Raw genomic sequence first — 12,899 nt, 5'->3', positions numbered from 1 at the left:
GAGGGTGACCGCCGTGCTCAGCCACCCCGACCAGCTCAAGGACCTGCTGGGCATCCCCTTCAACCCGGAGCAGATGGCGGCCGTCGGCGCCCCCCTGGAACCGGCCGTGATCGTGGCCGGCGCGGGCTCCGGCAAGACCACCGTGATGGCCGCCCGGGTGGTCTGGCTGGTCGGCTCCGGCGCCGTGCGGCCCGAGCAGGTGCTCGGCCTCACCTTCACCAACAAGGCCGCCGGCGAGCTCGCCGAACGCGTCCGCTCCGCCCTGCGCGCCGCCGGGGTGGGGACGGCCGCGGCCGAGGACCGGGAGAGCGCCGCCGGGTACGGCGAGGAGCCGCTCGGCGAGCCCGAGATCTCCACCTACCACGCCTTCGCCGGCCGGCTGCTCAAGGAGCACGGCCTGCGGATCGGCATCGAACCCGACGTCCGGCTGCTCGCCGACGCCACCCGCTACCAGCTCGCCGCCCAGGTGCTGCGCTCCGCCCGCGGCCCCTTCCCGGCCCTCACCGGCACCTTCACCAACCTGGTCGCCGACCTGATCGCACTCGACGGCGAACTCGCCGAGCACCTCGTCGAGCCGGCCGCCCTGCGCGCCCACGACGAGGACCTGCTGGACGCCCTCGCCACCGCCAGACTCAGCAACGACGACCTGCGGGCCGTCCCCGGCGCCGCCCGGGCCCGACTGGAACTGCTGCGCCTGGTCGAGGACTACCGCCGCCGCAAGGCCGCCGGCGGACTGATGGACTTCGGCGACCAGATAGCGGCCGCCGCCCGCCTCGCCCAGGAGCGGCCCGAGGTCGGCGAGCTGCTGCGCGGCCAGTTCCGGGTCGTGCTGCTCGACGAGTACCAGGACACCTCGGTGGCCCAGCGCCTGATGCTCGCCGGGCTGTTCGGCGCGGGCCCGGACGGCGTCGGCACCGGCCACGCCGTCACCGCCGTCGGCGACCCCTGCCAGGCGATCTACGGCTGGCGCGGCGCCTCCGTCGCCAACCTGGACGAGTTCCCCCGGCACTTCCCGCGGGCCGACGCCACCCCCGCCGCCCGGTACGCGCTCAGCGAGAACCGCCGCAGCGGCGGCCGGCTGCTCGCCTTCGCCAACCGGCTGGCCGCACCGCTGCGCGCCATGCACGAGGGCGTCGAGGCGCTGCGCCCGGCCCCCGGCGCCGAGCAGGAGGGCTTCGTGCGGGCCGCGCTGCTACCCACCCACGCCGAGGAGGTCGACTGGCTGGCCGACTCGGTCGCCCACCTGGTGCGCACCGGTACCGCCCCGGGCCGGATCGCGGTGCTCTGCCGGGGCGGCGCGGCCTTCCCCGACATCCACGCGGCCCTGGTGGCCCGCGAGGTGCCGGTCGAGGTGGTCGGGCTCGGCGGGCTGCTGCAGCTGCCCGAGGTGGCCGACCTGGTCGCGGCCTGCGAGGTGCTGCAGGACCCGACCGCCAACGCGGCGCTGGTGCGGCTGCTGATCGGCCCGCGCTGGCGGATCGGCCCGCGCGACCTCGCCCTGCTCGGCCGGCGCGCCGCCGAGCTGGTCCGCACCGCCCGCCCCGAGGGGGTGGAGGCGCTGGCCGCCGCCGTCGCCGAGGCCGACCCCACCGAGGTGGTCTCGCTGGCCGACGCGCTGGAGACCTTCCTCGACCCGGACCAGCCCGACGAGCTGGCGTTCTCCGCCGAGGCCAGGGTCCGCTTCGCGCGGCTCGCCCGGGAGTTGCGCGAGCTGCGCCGCTCGCTCGCCGAGCCGCTGATGGACGTGCTGCACCGGGTGCTCGCGGTCACCGGACTGGAGGTCGAACTCGCGGCCTCCCCGCAGGCGCTGGCCGCCCGCCGACGGGAGACCCTGCACGCCTTCCTGGACGTCGCGGCCGGCTTCGCCGACCTGGACGGGGATCCGGGGCTGTCGGCCTTCCTCGGCTTCCTGCGGGCCGCCCAGGAGTACGAGCGCGGCCTGGACAGCAGCCTGCCCGGCGGGGAGGACACCGTGAAGGTGCTCACCGTGCACAAGTCCAAGGGCCTGGAGTGGGACGTCGTCGCCGTCCCGGGCCTGGTCAAGGGCGCGTTCCCGTCCGGCAGCCCGCGCGAGCGGTGGACCAGCACCAAGCGGGTGCTCCCGCACGCCCTGCGCGGCGACGCGGCCACCCTGCCCGACGTGCGCGGCGGGTGGAACAACAAGTCCATGGCCGCCTTCAAACAGGAGCTCGCCGCGCACTCGGCCACCGAGGAGCTGCGGCTGGGCTACGTCGCCTTCACCCGGCCGCGGTCGCTGCTGCTCGCCTCCGGGCACTGGTGGGGGCCCTCCCAGAAGACCGTGCGCGGGCCGTCCGCCTTCCTGGAGGAGCTGCGGGCGCACTGCGAGCAGCCCGGTGCGGGCGAGGTCGAGCGGTGGGCCGAGCAGCCGCTCAAGGGCACCGAGAACCCGGCGCTGGCCGCGCCCGTGGAGCGGCCCTGGCCGCTGCCGTTGGACCCGGCCGCCCAGCGGGCCCGCCGCCGGGTCGCCGAGGTGGTGCACCGCCGGCTGGCCGGGCAGGACGCCCCCGAGCCGGAGCCGATGGCCGCCGAGGACCGCCGCCAGGTGGAGTCCTGGGACCGTGATCTGACCGCCCTGATCGGCGAGTTGGAGCGCTCGCGGCGCAGCGTCCGGGAGGTGCCGCTGCCCGCCGCGCTCTCCGCCACCCAACTGCTGCGGCTGGCCGCCGATCCGGACGGTTTCGCGCAGGACCTGGCCCGTCCGATGCCGCGTCCGCCGCAGCCCGCCGCCCGCCGGGGCACCCGCTTCCACGCCTGGGTGCAGTCCAGGATCGAGCCGCTGCTGCTGCTCGGTCCGGACGCGCTGCCCGGCGCGGACGACGACGGCATCGAGGACGAGCAGGATCTGGAGCGGCTCAAGGAGGCGTTCCTGCGCACCCCGTACGCGAACCGGACGCCGTACCGGGTGGAGGCGCCGTTCCAGCTGGTGCTGGCGGGCCGGGTGGTGCGCGGCCGGATCGACGCGGTCTACCGCGAGGGTGACGGGCGGTCAGAATCGGGAGGCGCGTCACGCTACGAAGTGGTGGACTGGAAGACGCACCGCGAGGAGAGCGCCGACCCGCTCCAGCTCGCGGTCTACCGGGTGGCCTGGGCCGAACAGTTGGGCGTTCCGCTGGAGCAGGTCACGGCGTCTTTCCTGTACGTCCGCAGTGGTCGGATCGAACAACCCGCAGGACTTCCCGACCGAAAAGAGTTGGAACGGCTCCTGATCGGGAACAGTGAAGAATGAGTCACGGAGAGCATTCAAGTCATCACGGCATCGGGCGAAACCTGTGCGTAGTGCACGTTTCGTGCCTATTGTGGGGTCGGTAACCGGTCAACCCCCGTACTCCGGCCGCCAGCGAGGCCCGCATTCCCTAACCCTCAGTCATCACCGCAGGTGCCCACGGGCACCGGCGTCTTCTGCTGGAGAGACCGAAGTTGAGCGCGACCGGATGGATCAGAGAGCGGTTCGCCGGGCCGACCCCGGGGACCGCTCCGGGCACGACCGGCACCTGGCCGAGGACGGCGCTCGCGCTGCCGTTCATCGGCATGGCGCTGGTCGTCGCCCTCGACTACTTCAGCAACACCGAGGTGACGGTCGAACCGGCCCTCACCGCCGTCCCCGCGCTGGCCGCCGTGGTCAGCCGCCGTACCTGGTACCCGCTCGCCATCGGCCTGTGCACCGAGGCCGTGGCCTTCCTGATGGCCGCCTACAGTGACGCGCTCGGCGAGTCCGTCCACAGCGCCACCGTCTTCGCCATCGTCCTGGTCGCCGCGATCGGCTGGGTCAGCGCCACCCTGCGGCTGCGCCAGGAGAAGGCGCTCGCCGACGCCCAGCTGGTCGCCTCGATCGCCCGCCGGGTGCTGCTGCGGCCCGTCCCCGAGCGGGTCGGCACCGTCCGGGCCGCCGTCCACTACGAGGCCGCCGCCGCGCACGCCAGGATCGGCGGGGACCTCTACGAGGTGGTCAACACCCGGCACGGCGTACGGGCCGTGGTCGGCGACGTCCGCGGCAAGGGCCTCGGCGCGGTGGAGACCGCCGCCGCCGTGCTCGGGGCCTTCCGCGAGGCCGCCCACCAGGAGCCCGAGCTGGACCGGGTGGCCGGCTGGCTCGCCGTCAGCCTCGACCGCGCCCTGCACGAGAACGACCACCCGGGAGTGGAGGAGGAGTTCGTCACCCTGGTGCTGATCGGGGTCCGCCCCGACGCCACCGCCGAGATCGTCAACTGCGGCCACCCCTCGCCGCTGCTGCTGCGCGGCACCGAGCCCGTCCGGCCGCTGGAGCTCGCCGAGACGGTGCCCCCGCTCGGCGTGCTCGACCCGGCCGACGTCCGCCCGCCCGTCCACCGCGTCCCGCTGCACCAGGGGGACCGCGTCCTGCTGTTCACCGACGGTGTCATCGAGGCCCGCGACCGCGCCGGCGTCTTCTACCCGCTCGCCGAACGGCTGCCGCACTGCGCGGACGGCGGGCCTGCGGACGTGCTGCAGCGCCTGCACGAGGACGTGGTGCGCCACGTCGGCCGCCAACTCGGGGACGACGCCGCGATGCTGCTCCTCCAGTACGACCCGCTGGGGCCGATCCCCCAGCTGCCGCACCAGAACGGGCAGCTGGCCCACCCCAGGGGCTGCGCTCAGGGGCCGAGCCCGGAAGCCGGGCTCAGAGGCTGACCGTCACAACCAGCGGACGGTGGTCGGAGACCGCCGTCCGCTGGGCCTGCGCCGGACCGACCGCGGTCCGCGGCACGCCCACCGCCAGCACGTGGTCGAACTGCACGGCCGGCCGGTGCGAGGGGTAGGTGGGCGTGCGGGCCAGGTCGTACCAGCCCTGCAGTCGGGCCCGGGGCTCGCGCACCCGGCGCCGGCGCTCCGCCACGAGCTGCGGCCGGGCCCGCCGGGCCGCGCGCAGCTCGCGCACCCGCACCCGCGGCGCGGTGCGGTCCAGCGCGGTGGCCCCGCCCAGCACCGTCCGGGGCACCGCACCGATCAGGTTGAAGTCCCCCAGCACCAGGTACGGCTGCGGCAGGTCGGAGATCCAGCGGCGGATCCCGGCCAGCTGCGCCATGTTCCAGCCCGGCACGAACGACAGGTGCGCGGCCACCACCGTGAACGGGCCGTGCTCGCCCTCCAGGACGGCAGCCAGCGCGGCCCGCGGCTCGTCCGGCACGGGGGTGAGTCCGCGCCGCCCGGCCACCCGCAGCGGCAGCCCGAACGGCGCCGGGGCGAACCGCCGGGCCCGCCAGTGCCGTACCGGCAGCCGGGTCAGCAGCGCGGTGCCGTACGCGGGCGGGGCGCCGTCGCCGACCTCGCCCGGCCCGTACACCTGGATCCCGGCGGGCGCCGACGGCTCCGGCACCCAGCCGGCCACCGGCGCCGGCCGGCCGTGCAGGGCGGCCGCGAACCGCCAGTCGGCGGCGCCCATCGCCTTGGCGGCGACGGCCGCCTGGTCGGTGCCACCGGAGCGCGACTGGTACCGGTCCACCTCCTGAAGCGCCAGGACGTCGGCGTCCAGCCCGGCCACGGCCTGCGCCAACGGCCCGCCGGCGTCGGCGGGATAGGGCGCCGGGCTGCCGTCCGGGGCGAGCGGCTGACCGTGCAGCAGATTGAAGGTGGCGATGCGCAACTGGCTCACACCGCACGACGGTACCCGCTCGGCGGGGGAGGGGGGCGAGGCTTGAGCCCGCCGGGCATACCGGGTATACATACTCGGTATGTCCATCCGTCACGGTCTGCTCGCCCTGCTCGACCAGGGCCCGCGCTACGGCTACCAGCTGAGAACCGAGTTCGAGGCGCGCACCGGCGCCACCTGGCCGCTCAACGTCGGCCAGGTCTACACCACGCTGTCCCGCCTGGAACGCGACGGACTGGTCGAGCCCGCCGGGGAGGACGAGGAGGGCCACCAGTTCTACGCGGCCACCGACGCCGGCCGGACCGAGCTGCGGGCCTGGTTCGACACCCCGGTGCCGCGGACCAACCCGCCGCGCGACGAACTGGCGATCAAGCTCGCCATGGCGGTGACCGTCCCGGGGGTGGACGTGCCCGCCGTCGTCCAGGGCCAGCGCCGCCACAGCATCAAGGCGCTCCAGGACTACACCCGGCTCAAGGCCCGCGCCCTGGCCGGCGAGCGCCGGCCCGGCGCCGCACAGGGCGCCGACCTCGCCTGGCTGCTCGTCCTGGAACAGCTGATCTTCCAGACCGAGGCCGAGGTCCGCTGGCTCGACCACTGCGAGACCAGGCTCGCCCAGCAGGCCGAGGTCGAACAGGCCAGGGCCGCCGAGGCCCAGGCGGCCGAGACCGCCAGGACCGCCAAGACCCGTACCGGGCGCCGGCGCACCAAGGCCTGACCCGTACGGACCTCACGAACCACCGGCCCGGACCGCTCAGCGGGGGCGGGCCCAGAACAGCAGGGGGAAGTGTGTCCCACACCGATCCGACCAGGAGCGCCGGCCAACCCGTGCTGCACCTGGACAACGTCACCCGGGTCCACGGCCAGGGCGCGTCCGAGGTGCACGCGCTGCGGGGCGTCGACCTCAAGGTGCACCCGGGCGAGTTCGTCGCCGTGATGGGGCCCTCCGGGTCCGGCAAGTCCACCCTGCTGACCCTCGCGGGAGGACTGGACACCCCGACCACCGGCCAGGTCCTGGTCGAGGGCACCGCCCTCGGCGGACTCAACCGCAAGCGGCTCGCCGAGGTGCGCCGCCGCTCGGTCGGCTACGTCTTCCAGGACTACAACCTGATCCCGGCCCTCACCGCCGCCGAGAACATCTCGCTGCCCCGCGAACTCGACGGCGCCTCCGGCCGCTCCGCCCGCCGCGAGGCCCTCGCCGCCCTGGAGGAGCTCGGCATCCCCGAGCTCGCCGACCGCTTCCCCGACGACATGTCCGGCGGCCAGCAGCAGCGCGTCGCCATCGCCCGCGCCCTGATCGGCGACCGCCGCCTCGTCCTCGCGGACGAGCCCACCGGCGCCCTCGACTCCACCACCGGCGAGTCCGTCCTCGCCGTCCTGCGCGCCCGCTGCGACGCCGGCGCCGCCGCCATGATGGTCACCCACGAGGCCCGGCACGCCGCCTGGGCCGACCGCGTGGTCTTCCTGCGCGACGGCCGCATGGTCGACGAGAGCGTCAGCCAGGACGCCGGCAGCCTGCTCGTCACCGCCGCCGCCAACAGCGGGAAGGGCCCGGTGGAACAGTGAGGCTCAGCGCCTGGCGGGTCGCCCTGCGCATCGCCCGCCGCGACGCCCTGCGCGCCAAGGGCCGCAGCGCCCTCGTCGTCGCCATGGTCGCGCTGCCCGTCCTCGGCGTCGCCGGCGCGGACGTCGTCTTCCGCAGCGCCGAACTCGACCCCGGCGAGCGGGTCGTGCGCGCCATGGGCCAGTCCGACGCCGAGATCCACCTCATGGACCGCGGCGCGATCGTCCTGCAGCCCCCGGAGCCGGACTTCGAGGTCAAGGTCGACCGGGCCGAGGACGCCAAGAAGCAGAACGGGCAGCCCCAGTACACGCCCGAGCAGCGCCGCAGCCTCGACACCGCGCCCGCCGAGCTCGCCCAGCAACTGCTCCCGGCCGGCACCACGCTCGTCCCGGTGCGGCAGGGCCCCTACGTCGCCACCAGCACCGCCGCGGGCCTGCTCAACGTGGAGACCGTCGAGGCCGACCTCAACGACCCGCTCTGGCGCGGCCGGATCGACCTGGTCAAGGGCCGCGCCCCCGGCGCCGCCCACGAGATCGCCGCCACCCAGGAGTTCCTCGACCGGTCCGGACTCAAGCTCGGCGACCACACCGCCCCGCGCGGCATGGACGCCACCCCGTACACCATCACCGCCGTCGCCGAGTACCCCGGCGAGCTGGCCGCCACCACCCTGATCGCCCGCCCCGGCGAGCTGATCGAACCGCTGTCCAAGCTGCCCGGCGCCGACCGCGGCCGCGGCCGCACCGCCACCGAAAGCGAGCCCACCCGCTGGCTGGTCAAGCTCCCGGCCGGGGCCGCCCTCGACTGGCCCAAGGTGACGGAGTTCAACAAGCACGGCTTCTCCGTCGCCTCCCGCAGCGTCATCCTCGACCCGCCGGCCCGCTCCGACGTGCCGTTCTACGTCCAGCGCGACGCCGAACAGTCCGGCGGGACCAGGTACTTCGACCGGACCTCGATCGTCATCCTCGCCACCGTCGCGGGCATGGCCCTGCTGGAGATCGTGCTCCTCGCGGGCCCCGCCTTCGCCGTCGGGGCCAGGCGCTCCCGGCGGCAGCTCGGCCTGCTCGCCGCCGGCGGCGGTGACCGTGCCAACGTCCGCGCCGTCGTCCTCGGCGGCGGCGTCGTCCTCGGCGTCAGCGGCGCCGTCGTCGGCCTCGGCCTCGCCATCGGCATGGTCGCCGCGCTGCGCACCCGGGCCGAGCACTTCGCCGGCCGGCGGTTCGGCCACTTCGACCTGCAGCCGCTCGACCTGGCCGGCGTCCTCGTCATCGGCCTGGTCACCGGCCTGCTCGCGGCCGTCGTCCCGGCCGTCCAGGCCTCCCGGCAGGACGTCGTCGCCGCGCTCACCGGCCGCGACTCGCTCAAGCCGCCGAACCGCAAGCTGGCCCTGCTCGGCCTGCTGGCGCTCCTGGGCGGATCGGCCCTCGCGCTGTTCGGTGCCACCGCCGGCTTCGGCAACCGCAGCACCGCCGTCCTCGGCGGCTCGATCATCGCCGAGCTCGGCATGGTCGCCCTGACGCCCTACCTGGTCGGCCTGTTCGGACGGATCGGCCGCTGGCTCCCGCTCGGCCCCCGACTCGCCCTGCGCGACTCGGTGCGCCACCGCGGACGCACCGCGCCCGCCGTCGCCGCGGTGATGGCCGCCGTCGCCGGCTCGGTCGCCGTCGGCATCTACACCGCCAGCAGCGACGAGCAGCACCGCCGCGACTACGTCGCCTCGGCGCCCGCCAACGCGGTCACCCTCAACAGCGGCTGGGGCGCCGGCGCCGACGGCCGGATGCTGTCCCAGCAGCGCGCCGTGGTCGAGTCCAGCGTCCCCGACCTCGGCCCCCGGGCCGACGTCCAGCGGGTCAACTACAAGGGCGACTGCGGCATCGACAACAGCACCTGCGGCTACGTCAACGTCGTCCTGCCCAAGGAGCTGCGCTGCCCGGTCTACGAACAGACCGACGTGGACTACTCCAGCCCGGAGAACCAGCGGATCCTCAACGAGGACGAGCGCTGCAAGAGCAGCCGCGGGTACCACGGCAACGCCTTCGGCAGCCTGATGGCCGGTGACGGCACCCTCCTGCGCAACCTGTTCGGCGTGGACGACCAGACCGTCGCGCAGGCGCTGGCCGCCGGCAAGGCGGTGGTCTTCGAGTCCCGGTACCTGAAGGACGGCAAGCTGACACTGAAGCTGACCGAGCCCTCGGACCACACCAGGAACAAGCCCGGCGTGACCACCGAGCCCGCCACCAGCGAGGTGACCGTCGACGCCGTCCTGGCCACCTCGGCCGTCCCGGTCGGCGGACAGGCCGTGATCAACCCGGACACCGTCCGCCGGCTCGGCCTGACCACCAGCGACACCGGCTCGGTCTGGCTGCCCCGGACGGCGCCGCCGGACAGCGCCGAGCAGAAGGCCATGGGCGCGCTCGACAAGCTCTCCGACGGCACCATGTTCGAGGTCGAGCGCGGCTACCGGCCCGAGCGCGGCCTGATCACCCTCGGCCTGACCGTCTTCGCCGCCCTGGTCGCCCTCGGCGCGGCCGGCATCGCCACCGGCCTCGCCGCCGCCGACTCCCAGCGCGACCTGACCACCCTCGCGGCGGTCGGTGCGGCGCCCCGGATCCGGCGGACCCTCTCCGGGTTCCAGTGCGGCGTCATCGCGGCCATGGGCACCCTGCTCGGCGCGGTCTGCGGGGTCGTCCCGGCCGTCGCGCTGCGCAAGGTCGAGGGCATCGTCGAGTCCTACCCGGGGATCAGCCCGGAGGAGGCCGCGGACCGGACGGTGGTGGTCTTCCCCTGGCTCACCATGGGCGTCACCGTGGTCGTCCTGCCGCTGCTCGCGGTGGTGCTGGCCGCCCTGCTGACCCGCTCGCGGATCTCGCTGCTGCGCCGGACGGCCTGACCGCCCCGGCCCCGCACCGCCCCTCCCCGCCCCCGGCCGCCGTCCCGCGCGGCCGGGGGCGGCGTCGTCGGCCGGGCCGTGAGGGGAGGGGTGACGGAGGTTACAGCCCCCGGGGCGACCACAGGCCGAACGCCCGGGGCGGACACCCGCACGGGCGAACTAAAGTCGTCCGTATGACGAGAACTCCGGACAGCGTCGTCCGCTCCTTCATCGACCGGCACCAGGCCGTCTTCCTGGCCGACCTCTCCGAATGGCTCAGCATCCCCTCGGTCTCCGCGGACCCCGCGCGGGCCGGCGAGGTCCGCCGCTCCGCCGAGTGGCTGGCCGCGAAGCTGCGCGACACCGGCTTCCCGGTGGCCGAGGTGTGGGAGACGGACGGCCTGCCGGCGGTGTTCGCCGAGTGGCCCTCCGGGGACTCGTCCGCGCCGACCGTGCTGGTGTACGGGCACCACGACGTGCAGCCCGCCGCCAAGGAGGACGGCTGGGCGACCGAGCCGTTCGAGCCGACCGTGGTCGGCAGGCAGCTGTTCGCCCGCGGCGCCGCCGACGACAAGGGCCAGGTCTTCTTCCACACCCTGGGGGTGCGGGCCCACCTGGCCGCCACCGGCCGCACCGCGCCGGCCGTCAACCTCAAGCTGCTGATCGAGGGCGAGGAGGAGTCCGGCTCGCCGCACTTCGCCGACCTGGTCCGCCGGGAGGCCGAGCGGCTCGCCGCCGACGTGGTGATCATCTCGGACACCGGTATGTGGTCCGAGACCACGCCGACCGTCTGCACCGGCATGCGCGGCCTGGCCGACGCCCAGATCGACCTGTACGGGCCGCAGACCGACATCCACTCCGGCTCCTTCGGCGGGGCCGTCCCCAACCCGGCCGCGGTCGCCGCCTCGCTCGCCGCCGGGCTGCACGACGCCGACCGCCGGGTGGCCGTCCCGGGCTTCTACGACGGCGTGGTCGAGCTGACCGAGCGCGAGCGGGAGCTCTTCGCCGAGCTGCCCTTCGACGAGGCGCAGTGGCTGGAGGTCGCCAAGTCCTCCGCCACCCTGGGCGAGGCCGGCTACTCCACCCTGGAGCGGATCTGGGCCCGGCCGACCGCCGAGGTCAACGGCATCTGGGGCGGCTACACGGGCCCCGGCGGCAAGACCATCGTGCCCGCCTCGGCGCACCTGAAGCTCTCCTTCCGGCTGGTCGCCGGGCAGGAGGTGGAGAAGGTCCGGGAGGCGGTCCGCGCCTGGGTGGCCGAGCGGGTGCCCGAGGGCATCCGGTACGAGCTGGTCTTCCCCGGGGCGACCCGGCCCTGCCTGACGCCGCTGGACCACCCGGCGCTGCAGTCCACCGTCCGGGCGATGGGGCGCGCCTTCGAGCAGCGGATCCTCTTCACCCGTGAGGGCGGCTCCGGCCCGGCCGCCGACCTCCAGGACGTCCTCGGTGCGCCGGTGCTCTTCCTCGGCATCTCGGTGCCCTCGGACGGCTGGCACTCGGTGAACGAGAAGGTCGAGCTGGACCTGTTGGCCAAGGGCGTCGAGACGGCCGCCTACCTGTGGGGCGACCTCGCCGAGAACTGGCGTCCGGGCGGCGGGGACGCGTGAGGGCGCCGCTGCCCCCGGCCCGCGGGGACGCCGTCGCCGACCCGGCCCGCGGGCCCGCCGGACGCCCGGTTCGCCGGGCCGTCGCTGCCCCCGGCCCGCGGGGCACCGCCGCCAGAGCACTCATCCAGATGACTCATCACGTGGGGATGGAACGAAGTGAGCACCGTGCCTGAGACCGAACGCCCGCCGCAGCTGGCCCTGGCCCGGGCCGGGGTGGACCGGGCGGCCCAGCACCGGTTCGACGAGCCCTGGCTGGCGGCCGCCTGGAGCCACCCGACCACCAAGGTGCTGCCGATCGCGGGCGGCGAGGCCTTCGTGGTGGACACCGGGCAGGGCACCGAGCTGGTGCTGCTGCCCTCCTTCGAGGCGCCGCAGACCGGCGACCGCTACTTCCTGGGCACCGACGAGGAGGGCGTCTCCTACTTCGCGATGGCCGGCGAGAGCCTGCCCGGCCGACTGGACGGCGACGCCCGTCCGGCCGGGCTGCGCGAGGTCGGCGCGATGCTGTCCGACCGGGACGCCGGGCTGCTGGTGCACGCCGTCGCGCTGGAGCACTGGCACCGGCTGCACAGCTTCTGCTCGCGCTGCGGCCACCCGACCGAGAAGGCCGGTGCCGGACACGTGCGGCGCTGCACCTCCTGCGCGGCGGAGCACTACCCGCGGACCGACCCGGCGGTGATCATGATGATCACCGACGACCGGGACCGCTGCCTGCTCGGCCGGCAGGCGCTCTGGCCGGAGGGCCGCTGGTCGACCCTGGCGGGCTTCGTCGAGCCGGGGGAGTCGATCGAGCAGGCGGTGGTCCGCGAGGTCTTCGAGGAGGCCGGGGTCCGGGTCGCCGAGGTCGGGTACGTGGCCAGCCAGCCGTGGCCGTTCCCGTCCAGCCTGATGCTGGGCTTCATGGGCAAGGCCCACCCGGACGGGACGGCGATCACCGTGGACGGCGAGGAGCTGGCCGAGGCGCGCTGGTTCTCCCGGGAGGAGCTGAAGGCCGGGATGGCGGCCGGCGAGATCCTGCCGCCGTCCGGGATTTCGATCGCACGTCATCTGGTCGAACTCTGGTACGGCGAGCCGCTGCCCTCCGCGGCACGCTGGTAATACGGCGTATTGGGGGGGGGGGGCCACCAGAGGGCCCGCCCCCCCAAGCGATGGCCCACCCCAGGGGGGTATCAGGGGGGGGCCGGGGCGCGGGGGGGGGGGGGCGGGGGAGATTTGGGTTACACGCAACCCGCCGCCAAG

8 protein-coding genes are annotated in these 12,899 nt (G+C 75.0%); 7 read left to right on the top strand and 1 reads right to left on the bottom strand.

The features are described 5' to 3' along the window. Window positions 1–4: 4 nt before the first annotated feature. Together ACFVVX_RS12380 and ACFVVX_RS12375 are read left to right on the top strand one after the other, a co-directional pair. The gene (locus ACFVVX_RS12380; RefSeq protein WP_387944370.1) at window positions 5–3,247 is read left to right on the top strand and encodes a UvrD-helicase domain-containing protein; all 3,243 of its coding nucleotides are present in this window, start codon (window positions 5–7) and stop codon (window positions 3,245–3,247) included. A gap of 191 nt (window positions 3,248–3,438) precedes the next feature. Beyond that, a complete protein-coding gene (locus ACFVVX_RS12375; protein WP_387944368.1) occupies window positions 3,439–4,668 on the top strand; it encodes a PP2C family protein-serine/threonine phosphatase in 1,230 nt (409 codons plus the stop codon). Here ACFVVX_RS12375 and ACFVVX_RS12370 read toward each other — a convergent pair. Continuing rightward, the gene (locus ACFVVX_RS12370; protein WP_387944366.1) at window positions 4,658–5,629 is read right to left on the bottom strand and encodes an endonuclease/exonuclease/phosphatase family protein; all 972 of its coding nucleotides are present in this window, start codon (window positions 5,627–5,629) and stop codon (window positions 4,658–4,660) included. The two genes, ACFVVX_RS12375 and ACFVVX_RS12370, sit on opposite strands and share 11 nt — an antisense overlap. 79 nt (window positions 5,630–5,708) lie before the next feature. On the opposite strand from ACFVVX_RS12370, the gene ACFVVX_RS12365 reads away from it, so the two are divergent. From ACFVVX_RS12365 to nudC, 5 genes are all read left to right on the top strand, one after another. Beyond that, complete coding sequence (locus tag ACFVVX_RS12365; RefSeq protein WP_387944364.1) at window positions 5,709–6,341, top strand: PadR family transcriptional regulator; 633 nt, start codon at window positions 5,709–5,711, stop codon at window positions 6,339–6,341. A gap of 71 nt (window positions 6,342–6,412) precedes the next feature. Further along, entirely contained in the window at window positions 6,413–7,189 is a 777-nt protein-coding gene (locus tag ACFVVX_RS12360; protein ID WP_387944362.1) for an ABC transporter ATP-binding protein, read from the top strand. Beyond that, a complete protein-coding gene (locus ACFVVX_RS12355; RefSeq protein ID WP_387944360.1) occupies window positions 7,186–10,074 on the top strand; it encodes an FtsX-like permease family protein in 2,889 nt (962 codons plus the stop codon). The genes ACFVVX_RS12360 and ACFVVX_RS12355 overlap by 4 nt, the downstream gene beginning before the upstream one ends. 173 nt (window positions 10,075–10,247) lie before the next feature. Beyond that, entirely contained in the window at window positions 10,248–11,660 is a 1,413-nt protein-coding gene (locus tag ACFVVX_RS12350; RefSeq protein WP_387944358.1) for a dipeptidase, read from the top strand. Window positions 11,661–11,816: 156 nt separating this feature from the next. Further along, window positions 11,817–12,758, top strand: coding sequence for an NAD(+) diphosphatase (gene nudC / locus ACFVVX_RS12345; RefSeq protein WP_387944356.1), 942 nt, complete (start codon window positions 11,817–11,819; stop codon window positions 12,756–12,758). The last annotated feature ends 141 nt before the right edge of the window (window positions 12,759–12,899 follow it).

Source organism: Kitasatospora sp. NPDC058170 (assembly GCF_042883905.1).
Taxonomy (GTDB): Bacteria; Actinomycetota; Actinomycetes; order Streptomycetales; family Streptomycetaceae; genus Kitasatospora.
Note: the sequence above shows the minus strand (reverse complement) of the source record. Positions and strands in the feature narration are given on the sequence as shown.